The sequence below is a fragment of the Mycobacterium sp. E1747 genome, from assembly GCF_001667775.1.
GTDB lineage: Bacteria > Actinomycetota > Actinomycetes > Mycobacteriales > Mycobacteriaceae > Mycobacterium.
The window spans coordinates 1-22,463 of the sequence record NZ_LZJI01000050.1 but is presented as its reverse complement, the minus strand read 5'-3'; the positions used below and the strand labels follow the sequence as shown (position 1 = coordinate 22,463).

At 67.0% G+C, this 22,463-nt stretch carries 19 protein-coding genes, 2 tRNA genes and 3 pseudogenes; 14 read left to right on the top strand and 10 right to left on the bottom strand.

Annotated features, from left to right (window positions below; all coding sequences use genetic code 11):
* Window positions 1–4: 4 nt before the first annotated feature.
* The 4 genes from A5695_RS05465 to A5695_RS05450 form a co-directional block, all read right to left on the bottom strand.
* Complete coding sequence (locus tag A5695_RS05465; protein WP_068079116.1) at window positions 5–1,018, bottom strand: pyridine nucleotide-disulfide oxidoreductase; 1,014 nt, start codon at window positions 1,016–1,018, stop codon at window positions 5–7.
* A gap of 67 nt (window positions 1,019–1,085) precedes the next feature.
* The gene (locus tag A5695_RS05460; RefSeq protein WP_082945871.1) at window positions 1,086–1,682 is read right to left on the bottom strand and encodes a DUF5134 domain-containing protein; all 597 of its coding nucleotides are present in this window, start codon (window positions 1,680–1,682) and stop codon (window positions 1,086–1,088) included.
* Window positions 1,683–1,834: 152 nt separating this feature from the next.
* On the bottom strand, window positions 1,835–3,397 hold the full coding sequence (locus tag A5695_RS05455; protein WP_068079106.1) for a glycoside hydrolase family 13 protein: 1,563 nt from the start codon (window positions 3,395–3,397) through the stop codon (window positions 1,835–1,837).
* Window positions 3,398–3,425: 28 nt separating this feature from the next.
* The gene (locus tag A5695_RS05450) at window positions 3,426–3,821 is read right to left on the bottom strand and encodes a globin (protein WP_068079115.1); all 396 of its coding nucleotides are present in this window, start codon (window positions 3,819–3,821) and stop codon (window positions 3,426–3,428) included.
* A gap of 142 nt (window positions 3,822–3,963) precedes the next feature.
* Here A5695_RS05450 and A5695_RS05445 point away from each other — a divergent pair, with 142 nt between their 5' ends.
* From A5695_RS05445 to A5695_RS05435, 3 genes are all read left to right on the top strand, one after another.
* Window positions 3,964–4,611, top strand: coding sequence for an HNH endonuclease (locus tag A5695_RS05445; RefSeq protein ID WP_068079099.1), 648 nt, complete (start codon window positions 3,964–3,966; stop codon window positions 4,609–4,611).
* Between the two features lie 64 nt (window positions 4,612–4,675).
* Window positions 4,676–4,903 (top strand): hypothetical protein, encoded by a 228-nt coding sequence (locus tag A5695_RS05440; RefSeq protein ID WP_068079114.1) that lies wholly within the window; start codon window positions 4,676–4,678, stop codon window positions 4,901–4,903.
* Complete coding sequence (locus A5695_RS05435) at window positions 4,890–5,357, top strand: DUF5130 domain-containing protein (protein WP_068079098.1); 468 nt, start codon at window positions 4,890–4,892, stop codon at window positions 5,355–5,357. The genes A5695_RS05440 and A5695_RS05435 overlap by 14 nt, the downstream gene beginning before the upstream one ends.
* 10 nt (window positions 5,358–5,367) lie before the next feature.
* On the opposite strand, the gene pepN is transcribed toward A5695_RS05435, so the two are convergent.
* Window positions 5,368–7,953 carry an aminopeptidase N gene (gene pepN / locus A5695_RS05430; protein WP_068079096.1) on the bottom strand — a complete coding sequence of 862 codons (2,586 nt, stop codon included), beginning with the start codon at window positions 7,951–7,953 and terminating at the stop codon, window positions 5,368–5,370.
* Window positions 7,954–8,058: 105 nt separating this feature from the next.
* On the opposite strand from pepN, the gene A5695_RS05425 reads away from it, so the two are divergent.
* The 3 genes from A5695_RS05425 (at window position 8,059) to A5695_RS05415 (ending at window position 10,085) form a co-directional block, all read left to right on the top strand.
* A complete protein-coding gene (locus A5695_RS05425) occupies window positions 8,059–8,682 on the top strand; it encodes an Rv2466c family mycothiol-dependent reductase (protein WP_068079093.1) in 624 nt (207 codons plus the stop codon).
* 122 nt (window positions 8,683–8,804) lie between these two features.
* Window positions 8,805–9,284: a ribose-5-phosphate isomerase gene (locus A5695_RS05420; RefSeq protein WP_068079113.1), complete on the top strand. Its 480-nt coding sequence runs from the start codon at window positions 8,805–8,807 to the stop codon at window positions 9,282–9,284.
* 3 nt (window positions 9,285–9,287) lie between these two features.
* Window positions 9,288–10,085, top strand: a complete 798-nt coding sequence (locus tag A5695_RS05415) for an Fpg/Nei family DNA glycosylase (RefSeq protein WP_068079092.1) — start codon at window positions 9,288–9,290, stop codon at window positions 10,083–10,085.
* A gap of 409 nt (window positions 10,086–10,494) precedes the next feature.
* On the opposite strand, the gene A5695_RS05410 is transcribed toward A5695_RS05415, so the two are convergent.
* Together A5695_RS05410 and A5695_RS05405 are read right to left on the bottom strand one after the other, a co-directional pair.
* On the bottom strand, window positions 10,495–11,685 hold the full coding sequence (locus A5695_RS05410) for a serine hydrolase domain-containing protein (protein WP_068079090.1): 1,191 nt from the start codon (window positions 11,683–11,685) through the stop codon (window positions 10,495–10,497).
* 33 nt (window positions 11,686–11,718) lie between these two features.
* A tRNA-Gly gene (locus A5695_RS05405) sits at window positions 11,719–11,789 on the bottom strand.
* Between the two features lie 148 nt (window positions 11,790–11,937).
* Here A5695_RS05405 and A5695_RS05400 point away from each other — a divergent pair.
* The 4 genes from A5695_RS05400 to clpP2 all read left to right on the top strand — a co-directional run bounded on the left by A5695_RS05400 (window position 11,938) and on the right by clpP2 (window position 14,824).
* Window positions 11,938–12,014 (top strand) — tRNA-Pro (locus A5695_RS05400).
* A gap of 64 nt (window positions 12,015–12,078) precedes the next feature.
* The gene (tig, locus tag A5695_RS05395) at window positions 12,079–13,467 is read left to right on the top strand and encodes a trigger factor (RefSeq protein WP_068079088.1); all 1,389 of its coding nucleotides are present in this window, start codon (window positions 12,079–12,081) and stop codon (window positions 13,465–13,467) included.
* A gap of 128 nt (window positions 13,468–13,595) precedes the next feature.
* Window positions 13,596–14,186, top strand: a complete 591-nt coding sequence (gene clpP1 / locus A5695_RS05390) for an ATP-dependent CLP protease proteolytic subunit ClpP1 (RefSeq protein ID WP_067917131.1) — start codon at window positions 13,596–13,598, stop codon at window positions 14,184–14,186.
* Window positions 14,183–14,824, top strand: coding sequence for an ATP-dependent CLP protease proteolytic subunit ClpP2 (clpP2, locus tag A5695_RS05385; RefSeq protein WP_067275408.1), 642 nt, complete (start codon window positions 14,183–14,185; stop codon window positions 14,822–14,824). Before clpP1 ends, clpP2 begins: the two co-directional genes overlap by 4 nt.
* A gap of 17 nt (window positions 14,825–14,841) precedes the next feature.
* Here the strand turns inward: clpP2 and A5695_RS27260 are convergent.
* Window positions 14,842–15,084, bottom strand: a pseudogene (locus A5695_RS27260) (homocysteine S-methyltransferase family protein); the annotation flags it as partial.
* A 352-nt stretch (window positions 15,085–15,436) separates the two neighbouring features.
* On the opposite strand from A5695_RS27260, the gene clpX reads away from it, so the two are divergent.
* The 4 genes from clpX to mobA all read left to right on the top strand — a co-directional run bounded on the left by clpX (window position 15,437) and on the right by mobA (window position 20,828).
* Complete coding sequence (gene clpX / locus A5695_RS05380) at window positions 15,437–16,717, top strand: ATP-dependent Clp protease ATP-binding subunit ClpX (protein WP_055400128.1); 1,281 nt, start codon at window positions 15,437–15,439, stop codon at window positions 16,715–16,717.
* A gap of 445 nt (window positions 16,718–17,162) precedes the next feature.
* Complete coding sequence (locus tag A5695_RS05375) at window positions 17,163–19,142, top strand: 2-oxoacid:acceptor oxidoreductase subunit alpha (RefSeq protein ID WP_156749472.1); 1,980 nt, start codon at window positions 17,163–17,165, stop codon at window positions 19,140–19,142.
* Window positions 19,139–20,230, top strand: a complete 1,092-nt coding sequence (locus A5695_RS05370; protein ID WP_068079084.1) for a 2-oxoacid:ferredoxin oxidoreductase subunit beta — start codon at window positions 19,139–19,141, stop codon at window positions 20,228–20,230. The genes A5695_RS05375 and A5695_RS05370 overlap by 4 nt, the downstream gene beginning before the upstream one ends.
* Before the next feature lies 1 nt (window position 20,231).
* Window positions 20,232–20,828: a molybdenum cofactor guanylyltransferase gene (gene mobA, locus A5695_RS05365; RefSeq protein ID WP_068079082.1), complete on the top strand. Its 597-nt coding sequence runs from the start codon at window positions 20,232–20,234 to the stop codon at window positions 20,826–20,828.
* Between the two features lie 1,147 nt (window positions 20,829–21,975).
* Here mobA and A5695_RS05360 read toward each other — a convergent pair.
* A pseudogene (locus tag A5695_RS05360) lies at window positions 21,976–22,290 on the bottom strand (saccharopine dehydrogenase NADP-binding domain-containing protein); the annotation flags it as partial.
* 73 nt (window positions 22,291–22,363) lie between these two features.
* Window positions 22,364–22,463, bottom strand: a pseudogene (locus tag A5695_RS05355) (transglycosylase family protein); the annotation flags it as partial.

The window sequence follows — 22,463 nt, the reverse complement described above, 5'->3', positions numbered from 1 at the left end:
CGGCTCAGGTGCCATAGACCATCCACAACGGCAGAACCGCGTCCAGGTAGTCCATGAACTTCCTGAGGCCGACGCGGTATTGCCCATAGCCGCACGGGTCTTCGGCGTACTCGGGGAACGCGATGCCCAACCCGAACAGGCCGGGAGCAAGGATTCCGTTCATCCGGTTGTATGGCAGCGGTCCCCACTGGGGCGTCTGGGGCAGCTTTCGCTGTTCGAAACCAACGGTGTAGACGACGCGGTCGCACTCGGCGAGCTTCTCGTCGAACTGCGGGCTGGAAACCCAGCACCTCTCCAGCCGTTCCGGGCACGCCCCGTCGATGTTCTCCCGGGCCCACTCTGCGGCTCGGCCCTTGAGGCCCGTGTCGTCGAACAGGATCCAATCATCCAGATAGACAGCGTATTTGAGGGGGCTGCGATAAAAATTGATCACCTTGCCGACCGGAAGCCGCAGCAGGTGCGGGAGCGCGATCATCGACGAATGCGACGATCCGAAGACGCCTACGGTCGCGCCTTCGAGTGGCACCTCGGCGAGTTTGTCGGCGTCGAGGGCGACCTCGGCCGGAATCTCGTCGATGGGGTAGTCCAGACTCTTGGGCACCGCGCCGACGGCGAGGACCACGTTGTCCGATGTGACTTCGGAATCCTGCGTCTCGACCCGCCACTTCCGCCGTTGCAGCGACAGGGTGGTGGCGGTCGTTTCGAAAGCGTCCACCCGCTCGCGCAGGTGGCCGGTGACCCACACCAGCGGGTCGGCGACCAGGGTGAGGGCGCAGGTCTCCTGCGGGTCGACTTCTGTCAGCGGCGACCGCGGGGCGTCCGAAAACCGGAAAGCCGCAGAGCCGTTCAAGAAACTCAGGAAGGTCCCGGCAATGGTGTTGCTGGACACCGACCGCCACTTGCCGCCCAGGTCTCCCGCGGCGAAGGCAGGGTCGATCCAGGCGATCTTGTCGGGCGGTACGCCCTGATCGAGCAGCCGGCCCACGGCCGCGATTCCCGCGGGTCCGGCTCCGATCACTGTCCACGAGTAGGTCGCCATGTACCAGGTATAGAGGAGCGACGAGCCAAGCGTTGACCAGCCGGGCTCACACGATGGCGGTGAACATCAGCGCCGTGCCGGCGGCGGTGACCGTCTGGGCCACGATTTGCGCGTGGGTGAGTCGAACCGCACGCGGCATCAGGCTCGTCCAGCGTCGGGCCATCCAGCGATACGCCCAGTAGATCGCCACCGCGGCGAACCCCAGGGCCGCCGTCCAGTTCACCGCGCCGACCCAGTCGGGCATCTGGTGCGTTGCGTGCTGCATCACGGGCGCGCCCGCGTGTGCAGACATATCCCTCGCCTCGCCGCCCGCGTGCGCGGACCCGCCCGGCAGGCTGCCGGTCATCGCGACGTACATCCACGCCATCGCCACCATCATCACGGCGTAGTAGTAGTTCGTCACGCGGCCATCGACGGCCCATGGCGCGTGACCGGCGATGCCGACAAACCACGCGCCGCCGAGCAGGAAGCACATCGTCGCCGCGATGGTCGGAAGGTTCATCCCCACGCCCCAGGCCATCAAGATCATCACGGCCGACATCGCCAGGTGCAGCAGCTGGCTGACGACACCCGTCCAGCACTTATGTTGACCCACAAGGAAATACGCATAGGCAACGAAGCTGACGGCGAAGAGGGCCGTCACAACCCATCGCAACGTGTTATCCACTGAGCCACCTGTCACCGGTGTGCGTCATCTCGGCCACGGCACGACAGTACCCCCACCGGGTATGGTCTCGGCAAGCGACACCCCGGAGGGTCATGCGAAAGCCACTGCCGGGCCGTGCCTTTGGGCGCTCAGGCCAGCCAGGCCGCGGCGTCGGGTGCGAGTTTGCCGTCGATCAGCGGGGCGCTGGCAACGATCAGCTCCCCCGACGGCAGTGAGATGGGTCGGCTGCCGGCGTTCACCGCGCACACCGCCCCGCCGCCGCGGCGAAAGATCAGCGCGTCGCGGGGAGCGTCCAGCCAGTCGAGCCCCTCGCCGTCGAATTCGGCGCGCTCCTTGCGCAACGCGATGATGCGCTGGAAGAACGAGAAGGTCGATTCGGGGTCCGCGGTCTGCTTCTCGACGGTCAACGCCGCCCACTGCGCGGGCATCGGCAACCAGGTGTCGGGCGACGAGGAGAACCCGAATGGCGGCGCCTCGCCCGACCAGGGGATCGGGACCCGGCACTTGTCGCGGCCGCGCTCGGTGTGCCCGGAGCGTTCCCACGTCGGGTCCTGCAGCACCTCGTCGGGCAGCACCACGTCCGGCAGCCCCAGCTCCTCGCCGTTGTAGACGAACACCGCACCCGGCAGCGCCAGCATCACCATCGCCATGGCGCGCGCCCGCCGCAACCCGAGCTCACCGTCGCCGTACCGGGTGACCTCACGGCCCACGTCGTGGTTGGACAACGTCCAAGTCGGGGTGGCGTTCTCGATCGCGGTGGCCGCCAACGAGTTCTGAATGGCGTCATGGATTTCGGCCGCGTCGAAATCGATCTTGGCCAGCCGGAAGTTGAAGCCGAGGTGAAGCTCATCCGGTCGCAGGTACTCGGCCCACCGGACGTTGTCCATCACCCAGACCTCGCCGATGGTCACCGCCCCCGGATAGTCATCGACGATCGATCGGATCCCGCGGTGGATCTCGTGGACGCTCGGGTGGTTGAAGCGCGGGTCGTCATCGCTGTGGTGCAAGACCTTGATGTCGTCTCTCGCGTCGGGCAAGTCGGCCGGCTTGGCCATCCCGTGCGCGACGTCGATGCGAAAACCGTCGACGCCGCGCTCCAACCAGAACCGCAGCGTCTTCTCGAAGTCGTCGAAGATGTCCGGGTGTTCCCAGTTCAGGTCCGGCTGTTCGGCGTCGAACAGGTGTAGGTACCACTGGCCCGGATTGCCGTCCGGTTCGGTCACCCGCGTCCAGGCCGGCCCGCCGAACACCGAAGTCCAGTTGTTCGGCGGCAGTTCGCCGTGGGCGCCGCGCCCGTCGCGGAAGAAGTAGCGCTCACGCGCCTCGGTGCCCGGACCGGCCGCCAGCGCGGCCTGAAACCACGGATGCGCCGAACTGCTGTGGTTGGGCACCACGTCCATGGTGATCTTGATGCCTCGCTCGTGTGCCGCGGCCACCAGCCGCTCGAACGCCGCCATCCCGCCGAACAGCGGATCGATGTCGCGCGGGTCCGCGACGTCGTAACCGTGGTCGGCCATCGGCGACACGGTGACCGGGTTGAGCCAGATCGCGTCGACGCCGAGCCGCTCCAGGTGTCCCAGTCGGTCCGTGAGACCGTCCAAGTCGCCGACGCCATCGCCGTCACTGTCGGCGAACGACCGCGGATACACCTGATAGAACACCGCGTTTGACCACCACGGCTTGGACTTCATTCCACCCCGCTCAGTTTGTGGGCCGACATCACAACGCCGCGTTGACCAGCGAGTGGGCCGCCATCTCAAGGTAATCGAGCAACTGACGGCGGTGCTCGTCGTCGAGGGTCTCCGAGTCGATCGAGGCGACGGCGATGTGCATGCAACGCAGCCAGGCGTCGCGCTCGATCGCAGTGATCCGGAATGCGACGTGACGCATCCGCAATCGGGGATGGCCCCGCTGGTCCGAGTACGTGCGTGGGCCGCCCCAATATTGCTCGAGGAACATCCGCAACCGATCCTCGGCACCCGCCAGATCGTCTTCGGGATAGATCTGGCGCAGGATCTCGTCCTCGGCGACCTGGGCGTAAAACCGGGACGCGATCGCGCGGAAGGTATCGGCACCGCCGACGGCGTCGTAGAAGGACTGCGGCTCGGAATCCATCGCCTCCATTGTGGTGCATCGCGGCGGCGACCCGCCGCGCCGGGCCGACGGTGCGCCCGGTGTTCACCCGCGCGACATGCCGTTCACCTGCAATAGGGGTGCGATTGGCGGCGAATCATGGTGGACTATCCGCGGAGGATCTATGGCGCAGGGCAAAAGACGCCGCAGCCACCGCAGTTCCGGTGCCGCGGCAGGGTTAACCGGGCCCCCATCCGCGTCGTGCCTGCATAGCGTCGATACCCATCCCCCCACCCGGCAAGACACCGCATCCGTGTGGAGTCGCCGACGGGTGCTGCTGCTGAATTCCACCTACGAGCCACTGACCGCCCTGCCGATGCGGCGGGCCATCGTGATGGTGATCTGCGGAAAGGCCGACGTGGTGCACCACGACCCGGCCGGGCCCGTGATCCACTCGGCCACCAGCTCCATCGTCGTGCCCTCGGTGATCCAGCTGCGGTCTTATGTGCGCGTCCCGTACCGGGCCCGGGTGCCGATGACCCGCGCCGCGCTGATGCACCGCGACCGGTTCTCCTGCGCCTACTGCGGGGCGAAGGCCGACACGGTCGATCACGTGGTACCCCGCAGCCGCGGCGGCGACCATTCCTGGGAGAACTGCGTCGCGTGCTGCTCCACCTGCAACCACCGCAAGGGTGACAAGCTGCTGACCGAACTCGGCTGGGCGCTGCGCCGGACGCCGCTGCCGCCGACGGGGCAGCACTGGCGGCTGCTGTCGACGGTCAAGGAGCTCGATCCGGCGTGGGCGCGTTACCTCGGCGAAGGCGCGGCCTGACCGATCTTGTGTCCGAGTGTGCCGACGAATCGCCGCGTGAGATACGGTTTGCGTCGTGAGCCTTTTGCAGATTCACCTGTACTTCATCGGGATACCGTTGCTGCTGGTGGTCGTCCTGGCGCTGCTGACCTGTTCCCGCAAGGGACCGCACCCGGCGAGCTACAAGCTGGGGGAGAAGTGGACGCACCCGCCGATCCTGTGGGCGGCCACCGACGAAGACGTCGGCCACGCGCACGGCGGGCACGGCGGACATGAATTCTCAGTCGGAGGTGGCGCCAGTGGCACGTGGTGAGGTAGCGACGATCGAGCCCGACGAGTTGCCCAACGGCTGGGTGATCACCACCAGCGGGCGCCTCTCCGGGGTCACCGAGCCCGGCGGCCTGTCGGTTCATTTCCCGTTCTCGATCAAGGACCTCGTCGCCATCGACGACGCGCTGAAGTTCGGCTCGCGGGCATCGAAGGCCAGGTTCGCCATCTACCTCGGCGACCTGGGCAACGACACCGCCGCCCGCGCGCGCGAGATCCTGGCCAAGGTGCCCACGCCGGACGACGCCGTGCTGCTGGCCGTGTCGCCCGACCAGAAGGTCATCGAGGTCGTCTACGGATCGCAGGTCCGCGGCCGCGGCGCGGAGTCGTCGGCGCCGCTGGGCGTCGCCGCCGCGGCCTCGGCGTTCGAGCGCGGTGACCTGGTCGACGGCCTGGTCAGCGCGATCCGGGTGATGAGCTCGGGGATCGCCCCGGCCTAGTGGCGTCGGCCTAGTCGGCCGCGTCGAACGTGCGGGCCCGCAGGGCCCGCTTCACCCCGGCCTGGCCTTCGAGGACCAGCCGGCGCAACGCCGGGGGTACCTCCGGGCCGGACAGGAACTTGTCGGCGGCCGCGATGCCGGCCTCGCTGATGTTCCAGTGCGGGTACAGGCCGATCACCACCGTCTGCGCGACTTCGCTGGACCGCCGCGCCCACACGCCCGGGATCGCCTCGAAGTAGCGATCCGTGAACGGTGCGAGCAGTCCATGCTGTCCGGGCGGGGCGAAGCCCGCGATGATGGCGCGGGCCGTGATGTTGGCCAGGGTGTCGTCCTCGATCACCGTGGTCCAGGCCTCCTCCTTCACCCGGGCCTGGGGCCGCGCCGTCGCGGCCTGGGCGCCGTGCCGCTTGCCGGCGGCGGTGGGGTCGCGCTGCACCTCCGCGTCGATGAAGGGTGTCGCCGGCCCGTCGGCGTCGATCTTGCCGGCGCTGGCGAGCGCGGTCACGATGCGCCAGCGCAGGTCGGTGTCGATCTCGAGGCCGGCCAACCCGAGGGCGGCCGGGTCTTCGAGGGATGGGTCGAGCAGGTCCGCCAGCGTCACGACGTGCCGGGTCGACAGCACCGACGAGCACAGGGTGTTGACGAAGGCGAGCTGATGATCCGAACCGGGCTCCGCGGCGCGGGCCAGCTCCAGCAGCCGGTCGGCGAACTGCGGCCAACCCCGCTCGTGCGCCCAGCCGGGCTCGGCGTAGGAGGCCAGCGCCGTCTGCGCCTGCAGCAGCAGCCGCTGCGCCACCCCGACCTCGGTTTCGGCGTGCACGCCGCCCGAGACCAGGGCCACGAAGTCGCGGGCGCGCAGCTCGGCCTCGCGGGTCATCTCCCACGCGGCCGACCACACCAGCGAACGCGGCAGCGGCTCGGCGATATCGGCGATCCGCGCCAGCGCCGTCTGCAGCGACTCGCCGTCCAGCCGCAACGAGCAATACGTCAGGTCGTCATCGTTGACCAGAACCAGCTGGCCGCGTGAAACACCAACCAGCGTGGGCACTTCCGTGACGGCATCCTCGACGTCGAGCTCTTCGCGCCGCACGCGCACCAGCTTGCCGGCCCCGTCGTCGTCGTAGATCCCGATTGCGAGCCGGTGCACCCGCGTCTCGCCGGCCCCCGGGGCGGCGCCGCTCTGCGTCACCGCGAACCGGGTGAACCTGCCGTCGGCGTCGACGTCGAAATCCGGCCGCAGCGTGTTCAAGCCCGTCGTCTTCAACCACTGCTGGCCCCAGTCGGACAGGTCCCGGCCCGACGCCTTCTCGAGCGCGGCCACCAGGTCGTCGAAGGTGGCGTTGCCGAACGCGTGGCTGCGGAAATAGTCGCGCAGCCCGGCCAGGAAGTGTTCCAGCCCGACGTAGGCGACGAGCTGTTTGAGGACGGAGGCGCCCTTGGCGTAGGTGATGCCGTCGAAGTTCACCTCGACCGCGGCCAGGTCGGGGATGTCGGCGGCGATCGGATGCGTCGACGGCAATTGGTCCTGGCGATACGCCCATGACTTCTCAACGGTGGCGAAAGTCGTCCACGCCTCGGTGAATTCGGTGGCCTCCGCCTGGCACAGTACCGACGCGAACGTCGCGAACGACTCGTTGAGCCACAGGTCGTCCCACCAGGTCATGGTGACCAGGTCGCCGAACCACATGTGCGCCATCTCGTGTAGCACCGTCTCGGCGCGCCGCTCGTAGGAGGCCCGGGTCACCTTGCTGCGAAAGACGTAATCCTCCAGGAAGGTCACCGCCCCCGCGTTTTCCATTGCGCCGGCGTTGAATTCGGGAACGAAGAGCTGATCGTACTTACCGAACGCGTAGGGCAGGCCAAAGTTCTTGTGGTAGAAGCCGAATCCCTGTTTGGTCTGGGTGAACAGCCGCTCCGCGTCCATGTGGCCAGCCAGCGATCCCCGGCAGAAGATGCCGAGCGGGATCTCCCCGTGTTCGTCGGTGTAGGTGTCGTTCCACTCGGCGTACGGGCCGGCGATCAGGGCCACCAGGTAGGTGCTCATCCGCGGGGTGGCGGCGAAGGTGTGCGTGCCGTCCTCCACGGACACCGTCGCACCGTTGGAGATCACCTTCCAGTGTTTGGGCGCGGTCACCCGCAGGTCGAACGTCGCCTTGAGGTCGGGTTGGTCGAAGCAGGCGAACATGCGCTTGGCGTCGGCGGTTTCGAATTGCGAGTACAGATACGTTTCGTTGTCGACCGGGTCGATGAAGTGATGTAGGCCCTCGCCGGTATTGGAGTAGCGGCAGTCGGCGTCGACCTCCAGCACGTTGTGCTTCTCGAGGCTGAGCAACGGGATGCCCGTCGATTCGTCGTATCCGGACACATCCAATCGGTGGCCATTGAGGGTGGCGGCGCGCACCGTCTCGGCGGCGAGGTCGATGTAGGTGTCGGCGCCGGGAAGCGCATCGAACACCACCGTGGTCGTGGACCGGAAGGTGCGTTTGCCCGGATTTCCGTTGCCGTCGGTGACATCGAGCTGGATCCGGTAGCTGTCGACGGTGATCAGGCCGGCGCGTTCGACGGCCTGGTCCCGGGTGAGGTTAGGAAGGGCCACGCGTCCAACTTACGTGCCCGGTCCGCATCGTGGGCACTGCGGGAACAGGGGCGGGGCGCCTACGGTTGTGCTTGACGGTGTGTCGACCGACGAGAGGATTGCGCTATGCCTGAGAAGGCTGCCGGGAAAGACCAAGCCGATTTCTGGTTCGATCCGCTGTGCCCGTGGTGCTGGATCACGTCGCGCTGGATCCTCGAGGTGGAGAAGGTCCGCGACATCGACGTGCACTTCCACGTCATGAGCCTTGCGATCCTCAACGAGAACCGCGAAGGGCTGCCCGACAGGTACCGCGAGAGGATGAAGGAGGCCTGGGGCCCGGTGCGGGTGGCGATCGCCGCCGAGCAGGCCCACGGGGCCGGGGTGCTGGACCCGCTGTACACGGCGATGGGCACCCGGATTCACAACGAGGACAACAAGAACCTCGAAGAGGTCATCAAGCTGTCGCTGGCCGACGCCGGCCTGCCGGCGGAACTCGCCGAGGCCGCGACCAGCGAGGCCTACGACGACGCCCTGCGCAAGAGCCACCACGCCGGAATGGACGCGGTCGGCGACGACGTCGGCACGCCGACAATCCACGTCAACGGCGTGGCATTCTTCGGCCCGGTGATCTCGAAGATCCCGCGCGGCGAGGAGGCCGGCAAGCTGTGGGACGCGTCGGTGACCTTCGCGTCGTACCCGCACTTCTTCGAACTCAAGCGGACCCGCACCGAGAAGCCCGAATTCGACTAGATCAACCGGCGGCGACCCGCGGAGCCCGGTCACCGCGAGCGGCTGGGGGCCCGCGGAGCTGGGGAGTCTCCCACCGCCGCGCTCGCCATCGCCGCGGCGCCGGCTGTGTAAGGATGGCGGGCATGCGCGTCTACCTCGGCTCTGACCACGCCGGATTCGAGCTCAAGCAGCACATCATCGAGCACCTCAAAGGGTCCGGGCACGAGCCGATCGATTGTGGCGCCTTCACCTACGACGCCGAGGACGACTACCCCGCGTTCTGCATCGCCGCGGCGACCCGCACGGTGGCCGACCCGGACAGCCTGGGCATCGTGCTGGGCGGGTCCGGTAACGGCGAGCAGATCGCGGCCAACAAGGTGCCGGGCGCTCGCTGCGCGCTGGCGTGGAGCGTCGAGACGGCGACGCTCGCCCGCGAACACAACAACGCCCAGTTGATCGGCATCGGCGGCCGCATGCACACCGTCGAGGAGGCGTTGGCCATCGTGGATGCCTTCCTGAGCGCGCAGTGGTCGAAAGCCGAACGCCACCAACGGCGTATCGACATCCTCGCCGAATACGAACGCACCCACCAGGCGCCGCCCGTGCCTGGCGCGCCGGCGTAAGCCATGCCCGAAGGGCATGCCCTGCACCGGTTGGCCCGGCTGCACCAGCGCCGGTTCGGTGGCGCGCCCGTTGCGGTGTCCAGCCCGCAGGGCCGTTTCGGCGACTCGGCCGTGGTGGACGGCCGCGTGCTGCGCCGCACCAGTGTCTGGGGCAAACACCTGTTCCACCACTACGACGGCGGGCCGATCGTGCACATCCACCTCGGCCTGTACGGGGCCTTCACCGAATGGCCACGCGAGGCGGTCCTTCCGGAACCGGTCGGGCAGGTGCGGATGCGCATGGTTGGCGCCGACTACGGCGCCGACTTGCGCGGACCTACCGTCTGCGAGGTGATAGACGAGGGTCAGGTCTGCGACGTCCTGGCCAAGCTCGGCCCCGACCCGCTGCGCAACGACGCCGACCCGTCCTGGGCATGGAACCGAATTGCGAAGTCCCGCAGGCCTATCGGTGCCTTGCTGATGGATCAGACCATCATGGCGGGAGTGGGCAACGTCTACCGCAACGAGCTGCTCTACCGCCACAACATCGATCCGTTCCGCCCGGGCCGAGACGTCGGCGAGGCGGAGTTCGATGCGGTGTGGGCCGATCTGGTGGCGCTGATGAAGGTCGGATTCCGCCGCGGAAAGATCGTCGTCGTGCGGCCCGAACACGACCACGGGCCGCCGTCCTACCGGGCCGGGCGACCCAGGACCTACGTGTATCGGCGCGCCGGCGAGGCCTGCCGGGTCTGCGGGGACTCGATCCGCACGGCCGTTTTGGAAGGTCGCAACGTCTTTTGGTGCCCCACCTGCCAGAAGTGACGCCGCTCGCCAAGAAGCATTCGCGTCTACTGTTTAGGCACGGCCGTCACCGGGGTATTAGTTAGGTTATGAAAACAATTCCTCGTTTGGCCGCAACGGCTCTCGCGATCGGTGGGTTGGGGCTGGCGGGCTTGGGCGTCGCTACTGAAGCGGCAGCGCATCCCGGACCCTTCCCGCAGTGGTGCCCGGGTGAGTTTTGGGATCCGGGCTGGGGCAACAACTGGGACTGGAACAGCTGCCACGACTGGCGTGGGGGGCCGCCGGGACCTCCGGGGTGGGGGCACCCCGGTCCGCCACCGCCGCCTGGGCCATGGGGCCCGCCCGGGCCGCCCGGACCGCCCGGCTGGCACCCCTGATCCGCGCAACGACAACGCGCGCCGCGAACCGGCGGGGCGCGTTGTCGTGAGCGCTAGATGACGCCGAGCGCCGCGTAGACCTCGTTGCTCAAGGCGAGGCTGCGCGGGTCCGCGTTTGCCTTGGTCGCGTCGAAGCGGTTCATCACGTACGCGTAGCCGATCCGGTGTTCCAGATCGACGAAGCCGAAGGACCCGCCCAGGCCGCCGTGGCCGAAGATCCGGGGATTGGGCCCGTTGACGCAGCGTTGGTTGAGCATGTAACCCAGGCCCCACCCGTGGTCGGCCACCCGCGGCCCCAGCACCAGATCGGTGTCCAGCCCGCCCTGACATTCCCGCACCAGCTCCATGTGCCCGCGACTGAGCACCTTCTCCTGCGCCAGCGCGTTGTAAAACGTCGCCAAGCCCAGGGCCGAGACCTGCCCGTTGGTCCCGGGGAACTCGAGTTCGCGCCACAGCCGCAAGTCGTGCGAGCCGAGCTCGTCGTCGGGGGCGAAGCCCATCGAGATCGACAGCGCGGCCTTGGGATGTTCGGTGAGGCTGGTCGGGTAGCCGGGGGCCTGCGCGTCGGCCAGCAGGTCGCGGGCGTGCGGCTTGTTGACGCGTTCGGCGCAGCGGCGTTGTTCGGCCAGTGACAACCCGATGTGCACGTCGGCGCCGAACGGTTCGGCGATCTCGGTGCGCAGGTACTGGCCGATGGTGCGGCCGGTGACGCGCCGGAACACTTCGCCGAGGATGAAGCCGAAGGTGGTCATGTGATAGCCCTGGGCGGTGCCCGGCTTCCAATAGGGTTCGGCGGCGGCCAGCTGCGCGCAGACGAAGTCCCAGTCGGCCACGTCCTCCCAGCGCAGCCGGGTGCGGGGGCCGATCACCCCGGAGCGGTGGCTCATCACCATCGCCAGCGTGATGTCTTGTTTGCCCGCCTGCCCGAACTCGGGCCAGTAGTGGGCGACCGGGGCCTGCAGGTCCAGTTCGCCGCGGTCGGCCAACTGGTGCACGCAGGTGGCCGACAGGCCCTTGGTGCCGGACAACACCGTGGTCAGGGTGTCTTGCCGCCAGGGCCGCGTGTGGGCGGCGTCGGCCCAGCCGCCCCAGAGATTGACGACGAGCGTGCCGTCGACCCACACGGCGACGGCCGCGCCGACTTCGTCGCCGGCCAGGAAATTGCGCTCGAACGCCTCGCGCACTCCGACGAAGTCCGGCGCGCATGAACCTTGGATTGCCGCGTCCGTTTTTAGGTCGCTCATGGCGCCTTTCCTTGGAGCAGATCCGTGATCCAGAGCGGGCGACGGGAATCGAACCCGCGTAGCTAGTTTGGAAGACTAGGGCTCTACCATTGAGCTACGCCCGCATGTGTTAGTCGAGCGTGACTGTAGCTGTCGACGGAGATCAAATCTAATCGACGCGGTCTTGTGATCGCTCCGTGAGGGTCTGCGAGGTCGTCGCGAAGCCTGTGGTCAACCCGGCGCCGCGGGGCCTTAGGATCATCGAGGTCAGCGCGGGGTGTAGCGCAGCTTGGTAGCGCATCCGCTTTGGGAGCGGAAGGCCGCAGGTTCAAATCCTGTCACCCCGACCAGCACCACCCGTGCCGCATGCACACGGCCAACGAACGCCAGGAACGACCACCGAGGAGCACCCCCGTGAAGAGCACCATCGAGCAGCTGAGCCCCACCCGGGTCCGCATCAACGTGGAGGTGCCGTTCGCCGAACTCGAGCCCGACTTCCAGCGCGCCTACCGCGAGCTGGCCAAGCAGGTGCGGCTGCCCGGCTTCCGCCCCGGCAAGGCGCCGGCAAAGCTGCTGGAAGCCCGGTTCGGCCGCGAGGCGTTGCTTGACCAGGTCGTCAACGAGGCGTTGCCCGCGCGCTACGGGCAGGCAGTGGTGGAGTCCGAAGTGCAACCCCTCGGTCAGCCCGAGATCGAGGTGACCAAGAAGGAGTACGGCCAGGAGCTGGCGTTCACCGCCGAAGTCGACATCCGCCCGAAGATCGAGCTTCCCGACCTGAGTGCGCTGACCATCTCGGTGGATCCGGTCGAGGTCAGCGACGACGACGTCGACGCCGAACTCGAGTCGCTGCGCGCCCGATTCGGCACCCTGACCGGGGTCGACCGACCTGTCGCCGACGGCGATTTCGTCTCGATCGACCTGTCGGCCACCATCGACGGCGAAGAGGTGCCGGGTGCCTCGGCCGAAGGCCTGTCCCACGAGGTCGGGTCCGGCCGGCTGATCGTGGGTCTCGACGACGCCCTGATCGGTCTGTCGGTGGACGAGTCCCGGGAGTTCACCGCGCAGCTGGCGGCCGGCGAACATGCCGGGAAGGACGCGCAGGTGACGGTCACGGTCAAGTCGATCAAGCAGCGGGAGCTGCCCGAACCCGACGACGAGTTCGCCCAATTGGCCAGCGAGTTCGACACCATCGAGGAGCTGCGCTCCAACCTGCGCGACCAGGTCGCGCGGGTGAAGCGCGCCCAGCAGGCCGACCAGATCCGCAACGCCGCGCTGGACACGCTCCTCGAGCAGGTCGACGTGCCGCTTCCCGAGGCGATCGTTCAGGCGCAGTACGACAGCACCATTCATGGCGCGCTGCACGGCCTCGACCACGACGAGGCCAAGCTGGAAGAGGCGCTCGCCGGACAGGGCAAGACGCGCGAAGAGTTCGAGACCGAGACGCGCACCGCCGCGGAGACCGACGTCAGGAGGCAGCTCCTGCTGGACGCGCTGGCCGACCAGCTCGAGGTCCAGGTGGGCCAGGACGATCTGACCGAGCGGTTGGTGGCGACGTCTCGCCAGTACGGCATCGAGCCGCAGCAGCTGCTCGGCTACCTGCAGGAGAACAACCAGCTGCCGGCGATGTTCGCCGACGTGCGGCGCGGGCTGGCCATCGCCGAGGTGGTGCGCGCAGCGACGGTCACCGACACCAGCGGCAACACGGTCGACACCGAGGAGTTCTTCGGCAAGCGCTCGGAGGAAGCCGACGCGGCCGAGGACGAGGTCCTGGAAACCGAAGGCTCCGGCGACGAGGCGGAGTGAGCGGTCTTGACGCTGTGAGCGAAAGCGCCCGATTGAGGGGGAGCGTGGGCGCGAAACCGTGGGCTCGGTTGGTTAGTGTCGGTGCATAGAAGAACTGAAAGAAAGCAGGTAACCCAGTCGTGTCTGACATGCGTTCGCCCTCGCAGGGGCTCAACCTCACGGACTCGGTCTATGAGCGCTTGCTCTCCGAGCGCATCATCTTCCTGGGTTCGGAGGTGAACGACGAGGTCGCCAACCGGCTGTGCGCGCAGATCCTGTTGCTCGCCGCCGAGGACGCCGACAAAGACATCTCGCTGTACATCAACTCGCCGGGCGGATCGATCAGCGCCGGGATGGCCATCTACGACACCATGGTGCTGGCGCCCTGCGACATCGCCACCTATGCGATGGGCATGGCGGCTTCGATGGGCGAGTTCCTGCTCGCGGCCGGCACCAAGGGCAAGCGCTTCGCGCTGCCGCACGCCCGCATCCTGATGCACCAGCCGCTGGGTGGGGTAACGGGCAGCGCGGCCGACATCGCCATTCAGGCCGAGCAGTTCCACGTCATCAAGAAGGAAATGTTCCGGCTGAACGCCGAATTCACCGGGCAGTCGATCGAACGCATCGAGGCCGATTCCGACCGCGACCGCTGGTTCACCGCCCAGGAGGCCCTCGAATACGGATTCGTCGACCACATCATCACCCGCGCCGCCCACATCACCAACGGAGAAGCCCAGTGAGCACCCAGCACCCCATTCAGCCGCAGGCGCGCTACATCCTGCCGTCGTTCATCGAGCACTCCAGCTTCGGCGTCAAGGAGTCCAACCCCTACAACAAGCTGTTCGAGGAGCGCATCATCTTCCTCGGCGTCCAGGTCGACGACGCTTCGGCGAACGACATCATGGCGCAGCTACTGGTGTTGGAGTCGCTGGACCCCGACCGCGACATCACGATGTACATCAATTCGCCCGGCGGCGGCTTCACTTCACTGATGGCGATTTACGACACCATGCAGTACGTGCGCGCGGACATCCAGACGGTGTGCCTTGGTCAGGCCGCCTCGGCCGCGGCGGTGCTGCTGGCCGCGGGGACTCCCGGTAAGCGGATGGCGCTGCCCAACGCTCGGGTGTTGATCCACCAGCCGTCCCTTCAGGGCGTGATCCAGGGCCAGTTCTCCGACCTGGAGATCCAGGCCGCCGAGATCGAGCGGATGCGCACACTGATGGAGACCACCCTGGCCCGCCACACCGGCAAGGACGCCGCGACGGTCCGCAAGGACACCGACCGGGACAAGATCCTGACCGCGGAAGAGGCCAAGGACTACGGGATCATCGACACCGTGCTGGAGTACCGGAAGCTCTCCGCGCAGACCGCGTAGCGTTCGCGAGCGGGCACTCACGGCGAGATTTCGGCTGATTTCTCGCCCAGACGACACGCTCGGCGAACCCCGGCGATGTCGGCCGGCCGCACACGACAACAGCCACCGACGATGCTCGCCCCCGCCCATTGCGCGGCGAGCGACGCGGAGAAGGCGCGCGGCCCGGCCCCACCCCGCCCGTTGTACCGCTCGCCGCTGTTCGGGTAGCCGATCACCCCCAGGACGTTCTCGGGCGCATAGCAATTGACGCCGACCGCGACTGATCAGTACCGATCCGCTGATCGGAGCCAATCCCACCCGGCCACTGTAGGGTGATTTCTTGGGGATCTGCCCCGGCTTCGGTGGGGCCGGCTTCCCCGGCGGAAGTGGTAATCGGGCGGTGCACCAGCCTCGGTCGGGTAACGACCGCGACACGCCAAAGACACGCAAAGCGCGTCCTTCGCGAGTGACGGGCGCCGTCTGGCTATATGTTTCATCAAGACGGACGCGCATGAATACCACCGACGCGATTCGGCCCTAATGGTCGCGTCGGGCCCGATCTAGCGGGTAGCGTCGGGGGATACATGCGGCACAGCTAGACGAACGGCGAAAAGGAAGTAGGCCCTCAGCACCATGGCGCGCATCGGAGACGGCGGTGACCTGCTGAAGTGCTCGTTCTGCGGGAAGAGCCAAAAGCAGGTCAAGAAGCTCATTGCTGGTCCCGGTGTGTACATCTGTGACGAGTGCATCGACCTCTGCAACGAGATCATCGAAGAGGAGTTGGCCGACGCCGACGACGTCAAACTCGATGAACTGCCCAAGCCCGTTGAAATCCGGGAGTTCTTGGAGGGCTATGTCATTGGGCAGGACACCGCCAAGCGGACGCTGGCCGTCGCCGTCTACAACCACTACAAGCGGATCCAGGCGGGGGAGAAGGGTCGTGACTCCCGGCACGAGCCGGTCGAGCTGACCAAGTCCAACATCCTGATGCTCGGCCCCACCGGCTGCGGCAAGACCTACCTGGCCCAGACGCTCGCCAAAATGCTCAACGTGCCGTTCGCCATCGCCGACGCCACCGCGCTGACCGAAGCCGGATACGTCGGCGAGGACGTGGAAAACATTCTGCTCAAACTCATTCAGGCCGCTGACTACGACGTCAAACGGGCCGAAACCGGCATTATCTACATCGACGAGGTGGACAAGATCGCCCGCAAGAGCGAGAACCCGTCGATCACCCGCGACGTCTCCGGCGAGGGCGTGCAGCAGGCCCTGCTGAAGATCCTGGAGGGCACGCAGGCGTCGGTTCCCCCGCAGGGCGGCCGCAAGCACCCGCACCAGGAGTTCATTCAGATCGACACGACCAACGTGCTGTTCATCGTCGCGGGGGCGTTCGCCGGGCTGGAAAAGATCATCTACGAACGCGTCGGCAAGCGCGGCCTGGGCTTCGGCGCGGAGGTGCGCTCCAAGGCCGAGATCGACACCACCGATCACTTCGCCGAGGTCATGCCCGAAGACCTGATCAAGTTCGGCCTGATCCCCGAGTTCATCGGGCGGTTGCCGGTCGTCGCCTCGGTGACCAACCTGGACCGCGAGTCGTTGGTCAAGATCCTCTCCGAGCCGAAGAACGCTTTGGTCAAGCAGTACACCCGGCTGTTCGAGATGGACGGCGTCGAGCTCGAGTTCACCGATGACGCGTTGGAGGCGATCGCCGATCAGGCCATCCACCGCGGCACGGGCGCTCGCGGCCTGCGGGCCATCATGGAGGAAGTCCTGCTGCCGGTGATGTATGACATCCCGAGCCGCGACGACGTCGCCAAGGTCGTGGTGACCAAGGAGACCGTGCAGGACAACGTGCTGCCGACGATCGTGCCGCGCAAGCCGTCGCGCACCGAGCGTCGCGACAAGAGCGCCTGACACCCCGGCGGTCGGGAGGCCGCCCCTTCTCGGATACTAAATCCGCGTGCCGCTGAAACCGACAGCCCCGTACCGCGCCGGCTGACTCGCGCGCTGACTGCTCAACGTCCTGCTGATCGGCTTCGCCGTCTTGGGAACGCTCGCCGTTGCCGGCCTGGTCGCGTTGCCGGGAACGGCGCCAACCGAACTCGAAGCCGCCGCCCCGCCGACGTGACTAATAACACAGTTTTTGGCCTCAGCAAGATCATTCCGGCCCTGACTTGGGCTTTTTGCACCGAAGCTTTGATCGGTAATGCACCCGAGGCGCTCATATACCCCTTAGAGAAGTGCCATAATTGGTACTTGCAGTGACACACAGCTCGAGGGCGCGGGGACACCATTCTCTTGGCGCGTAACCCAAACTCCAGCGAAGTGCCTATCCGGATAACGAATGGAAGGCGGATACGTGGATCCGAACGGCAGCGGAGCCGGGTCTGATTCTCACAACGGGTCGTCCGGGGGAGAGTCCGCTCGCCGGAACGGATCCGACCGTCAGCGCCTGGAACAAGTCGTCATTCGCTTCGCCGGGGACTCCGGCGACGGCATGCAGCTGACCGGCGACCGGTTCACGTCCGAGGCGGCGCTTTTCGGTAACGACCTGGCGACCCAGCCGAACTATCCCGCCGAAATCCGCGCGCCCGCAGGCACCCTGCCCGGCGTCTCGTCCTTCCAGATCCAGATCGCCGACTACGACATCCTGACCGCCGGTGACCGCCCGGACGTGCTCGTCGCGATGAACCCGGCGGCGCTCAAGGCCAACCTGGGCGACCTGCCCCGCGGCGGCATGGTGATCGCTAACTCCGACGAGTTCACCAAGCGCAATCTCACCAAGGTGGGTTACATCACGAACCCCCTCGAGTCCGACGAGTTGTCCGATTACGTCGTGCATTCCGTCGCCATGACCACCCTGACGCTCGGCGCCGTGGAGACGATCGGCGCGTCGAAGAAAGACGGCCAGCGCGCCAAGAACATGTTCGCGCTCGGCCTGCTGTCGTGGATGTACGGCCGGCCGATCGAGACCAGCGAGAAGTTCATTCGGGAGAAGTTCGCCCGCAAGCCCGACATCGCCGAAGCAAATGTGTTGGCGCTCAAGGCGGGCTGGAACTACGGCGAGACGACCGAGGCGTTCGGCACCACCTACGAGGTTTCGCGGGCGACGCTGCCGTCCGGCGAATACCGGCAGATCTCCGGCAACACCGCGATGGCCTACGGCATCGTCGCGGCGGGTCAGTTGGCCGGCATCCAGGTGGTGCTCGGCAGTTACCCGATCACGCCGGCGTCGGACATCTTGCACGAGCTGTCCAAGCACAAGAACTTCAACGTCATCACCTTCCAGGCCGAGGACGAGATCGGCGGCATCTGCGCCGCGATCGGCGCCTCGTATGGCGGTGCCCTCGGTGTCACGAGCACGTCGGGTCCCGGGATTTCGCTGAAGTCCGAAGCGCTGGGCCTTGCGGTGATGACGGAATTGCCGTTGCTGGTCATCGACGTTCAGCGCGGCGGCCCCTCGACGGGCCTGCCCACCAAGACCGAGCAGGCCGACCTGCTGCAGGCGTTGTACGGCCGCAATGGGGAGTCGCCGGTTGCCGTGTTGGCGCCGCGCTCGCCGTCCGACTGCTTCGAAACCGCGATCGAGGCCGTGCGCATCGCGGTCTCGTACCACACGCCGGTGATCCTGCTGTCCGACGGCGCGATCGCCAACGGTTCGGAACCGTGGCGGATTCCCGACGTGGGCACGCTGCAGCCGATCGAGCACGTCTTCGCCAAGCCGGACGAGCCGTTCCAGCCGTACAACCGCGACCCGGAGACCCTCGCTCGCCAATTCGCCGTTCCCGGGACCCCCGGCCTCGAGCACCGCATCGGCGGCCTGGAAGCGGCCAACGGATCGGGCGCCATCTCCTACGAGCCGGTCAACCACGACCTGATGGTTCGGTTGCGGCAAGCCAAGATTGACGGCATCTCGGTTCCCGATCTCGAGGTCGACGATCCGACCGGAGACGCCGAGTTGCTGCTGATCGGCTGGGGCAGCTCGTACGGCCCGATCGGTGAGGCCTGCCGGCGCGCGCGGCGCAAGGGCGTCAAGGTGGCGCACGCGCACCTGCGCTACCTGAACCCGTTCCCGGCGAACCTCGGCGAAGTGCTGCGGCGCTACCCGATGGTGGTGTGCCCGGAGATGAACCTCGGCCAGCTGGCGCTGTTGCTTCGCGGCAAGTACCTGGTGGACGTGCAATCAGTCAGCAAGGTCCAGGGCGTCGCGTTCCTGGCGGACGAGATCGGGCGCGTAATCCGCGCCGCGCTCGGCGGCACGCTGGCCGAGATCGAGCAGGACAAGGCCATGGTCGCCAGAATGGCGGCAGCGACGGTTGGAGCAGGAGCTAGCGAATGACCGACCTGATGGGAAATCTCGCGGGCGCCGACCTCGGGTTGACGCCGAGGCTGAAGAAGAACGACGGCGTGCCTACCACGGATCAGCCGCAGAAGGGCAAGGACTTCACCAGTGATCAAGAGGTCCGCTGGTGCCCGGGCTGCGGTGACTACGTCATCCTCAACACCATTCGCAACTTCCTGCCCGAGCTGGGGTTGCGCCGCGAGAACATCGTGTTCGTCAGCGGCATCGGCTGCTCGAGCCGCTTCCCGTACTACCTGGAGACCTACGGCTTCCACTCGATCCACGGCCGCGCCCCGGCGATTGCCACCGGTCTGGCCCTGGCCCGTGAGGACCTGTCGGTGTGGGTGGTCACCGGTGATGGCGACGCGTTGTCGATCGGCGGCAACCACCTGATCCACGCGCTGCGCCGCAACGTCAACATCACAATCCTGTTGTTCAACAACCGGATTTACGGGCTGACCAAGGGCCAGTACTCGCCCACGTCGGAGGTCGGCAAGGTCACCAAGTCGACCCCGATGGGGTCGTTGGACCACCCGTTCAACCCCGTGTCGCTGGCGCTGGGCGCCGAGGCGACCTTCGTCGGCCGCGCCCTGGACTCCGACCGCAACGGGCTCACCGAGGTGTTGCGCGCCGCGGCCGAGCACCGGGGTGCCGCCGTGGTCGAAATCCTGCAGGACTGCCCGATTTTCAATGACGGATCCTTCGACGTGCTGCGCAAGGAGGGCGCCGAGGAGCGGGTGATCAACGTCCGCCACGGTGAGCCGATCACCTTCGGCGCCGACGGCGAATACTGCGTGGTGAAGTCCGGCTTCGGCCTCGAGTTCGCCAAGACCGCCGACGTGTCCGTCGACGAGATCATGGTGCACGACGCGCACACCGACGACTCGGCCTACGCGTTCGCGCTGTCCCGGCTGTCCGATCAGAATCTCGATCACACGGTGCTAGGCATCTTCCGGGACGTCAGCCGCCCCACGTACGACGACGCGGCACGCTCCCAGGTGGAAACCGCCCGGGCCTCGAAGCCGTTCGACGACGCGGCTCTGCAATCATTGCTGCGTGGCCGCGACACCTGGACCGTCGACTGACGTGAGCGAAACGATTTCACTGGCCGGGGTTGTCCTGGCCGGCGGCGCCTCGCAACGCATGGGTCGCGACAAGGCCAACCTCCCGCTACCCGGATCCGCTGGTTCCGGCGCGGCCACAATGGTCGAGCACGTCGTCGGCGTCCTCCAACAGCGCTGCGACCCGGTGCTCGTCATGGCCGCCCAGGGGCAGCCGTTGCCCCAACTGCAGGCTCGGGTGATGCGCGACGAACTGCGCGGGCTTGGGCCGCTGCCGGCGACAGGGCGGGCGCTGCGCGCCGCGGCCGACGCCGGAGCCAGGCTCGCCTTCGTCTGCGCCGTAGACATGCCTTTCCTGGCGGTCGAACTCATCGATGATCTCGCCCGCCGGGCGCTGGAGACCGGCGCGGAGGTGGTGCTGCCGTGGGACGGCCAGGACCACTATCTTGCCGCGGTGTACCGGACCGACCTGGCCGACCGTGCGGACGCGTTGGTGGCCGCCGGCGAGCGCAAGATGCGCGCCTTGGTGGACGCATCGGATGCTCAGCGCGTCGTGACGTCGGATTCGCAGTCGCTGACCAACGTCAACACCGACGCCGAGCTACGCGCCATCGCGCGGTAACGCACCTGACCCGCTTTGCGGCCGCGCCGTTCGCAGCTCAATCGCGTGAGAATTCGTGAATGAATTCGACATAAGAACAAGCTTCGCTTCCCGCTGCACCAAATAGTCGGCCGACGGTGAGCCATTGCAGGCCCCGCCCGTGATCTGTTGGGACGCCGCAGTTTTCGGTATCCCATAATCGCCACTCCACTGCTGGCGCTGGTCGGGTCATTTCACACGTCCCGACATCTCATAAGCTCGCGGGCAAATCCGCCAGGCCGAAACCGGGCAACGATTTGACGCCGTCCGGTCCTGTCAATCACGAGACAATAGTGGGCCGCCAGCCGCTCACGGGTATCGAAACGCGTTGTGGGTAAACATAATCGGAGAACCCTCGCATCGTGCCGCCGCTGATGCCCCGGCCGCGCAGCGCGCTATTGGAACGACGCCAGTTAACCAGCAGCACAAAGCAATTCATCCCCCCGAACGAGAGTGGCGCGTGGCGTGCGCGCGTAACTTGTTGTAGGGTACGCTGCTTCGCTCGTCGGGTGCCAGCTAGTCGGGGCTGCAACGGGCGTTAACCTGCCAGCGCAAATACGTGGGCCAGTTCACAAAATGGGCGTGATTCGGCTCACGATTTGAAAGTATTTGCGATTGCGGGGTACTCGCCGGAATCCTCCGGCTGACCTGCCAAAATGACGGTGGGATTGCGCCGTGATTTCCCCGTTACCGAAACGAGATGTCCGTTTTGTGAAGATGACGAATGCGGCTGGGTCTCGTACGGTCCCTGTTAGCCCGCAACGGGTTACGGAAGAGTAACTGAAAACAGAATCACGGACCCGCGTGTGAGCGGCGCCGCGGACGGCGAAGTGCGTCCGTGGCCGGTGGTAGCAATCCCGCCGGGCGACTCGAGCCCACCGCTGTCGTGCCAGGACAAGCCGGCACGTTCCGAAGCAGGTTTCCGCACCAACCAAAAACCGTCAGCCCACCCCCGTGGGCTTGCTTTGGCGCGCGCGCACCGCGAAAGGAATGATATTGGACAACGTCCGTAAGGCGCTCGTTCTTGCCGCGGTCACGGGCACCCTCGTGACCATCCCTTCGGCCACCGCCACGGCGGAGCCGACGGGCTTCGACCCCAACACGGCGCCCGCCGGGGCGCCGGACGCACCCCCGCCGCGGCGCAGGCGGCCACCAGCGGGAGCCCGTAGCGGGTGTAGGGGCCGACCGTGGTGATGACGACCTGGGTGCGGGCCGCCATCTCGTTCAGCGTCGTCGGCGACGAGGCGTCGGCGGCGATCAGCGGCCAGGACTGCGCGGACTCGCCGAGTGTGTCGCGGACGGCCCGCAGCCGCTCGGGTGACCTGCCGGCCAGCGCCACCCGCGCGCCCGGCCCCGTCCGTGCCAGGTACTCGGCGGTCAACTTCCCGACGAAGCCGCTCGCCCCGTACAACACGATGTCGAACTCGCGCTGCGCTGCGGTCACGCGCCCGACGCTACCGGACCCGCAGATAAGTAGTGCCGGGCCCAAGGCCCGGCACAACATATTGGTGCGATGGTCAGCCGCGGCGTCCGCAGACCGGCCAGGCGCCGATGCCCTGCGAGTGCAGCACATTATAGGCCCCCCCGATCTGCTCCTCACCGCGCGCGCCGGAGGGA

What these genes read in the sequence shown, in the direction of transcription:
- A5695_RS05450 (WP_068079115.1), bottom strand. Translation starts at nt 3,821, where the DNA reads ATGGATTCCGAGCCGCAGTCCTTCTACGACGCCGTCGGCGGTGCCGAT.
- A5695_RS05425 (WP_068079093.1), top strand. Translation starts at nt 8,059, where the DNA reads ATGCCTGAGAAGGCTGCCGGGAAAGACCAAGCCGATTTCTGGTTCGAT.
- A5695_RS05370 (WP_068079084.1), top strand. Translation starts at nt 19,139, where the DNA reads ATGACCGACCTGATGGGAAATCTCGCGGGCGCCGACCTCGGGTTGACG.
- clpP1 (WP_067917131.1), top strand. Translation starts at nt 13,596, where the DNA reads ATGCGTTCGCCCTCGCAGGGGCTCAACCTCACGGACTCGGTCTATGAG.
- A5695_RS05445 (WP_068079099.1), top strand. Translation starts at nt 3,964, where the DNA reads ATGGCGCAGGGCAAAAGACGCCGCAGCCACCGCAGTTCCGGTGCCGCG.
- A5695_RS05410 (WP_068079090.1), bottom strand. Translation starts at nt 11,685, where the DNA reads ATGAGCGACCTAAAAACGGACGCGGCAATCCAAGGTTCATGCGCGCCG.
- A5695_RS05455 (WP_068079106.1), bottom strand. Translation starts at nt 3,397, where the DNA reads ATGAAGTCCAAGCCGTGGTGGTCAAACGCGGTGTTCTATCAGGTGTAT.
- A5695_RS05420 (WP_068079113.1), top strand. Translation starts at nt 8,805, where the DNA reads ATGCGCGTCTACCTCGGCTCTGACCACGCCGGATTCGAGCTCAAGCAG.
- A5695_RS05415 (WP_068079092.1), top strand. Translation starts at nt 9,288, where the DNA reads ATGCCCGAAGGGCATGCCCTGCACCGGTTGGCCCGGCTGCACCAGCGC.
- clpX (WP_055400128.1), top strand. Translation starts at nt 15,437, where the DNA reads ATGGCGCGCATCGGAGACGGCGGTGACCTGCTGAAGTGCTCGTTCTGC.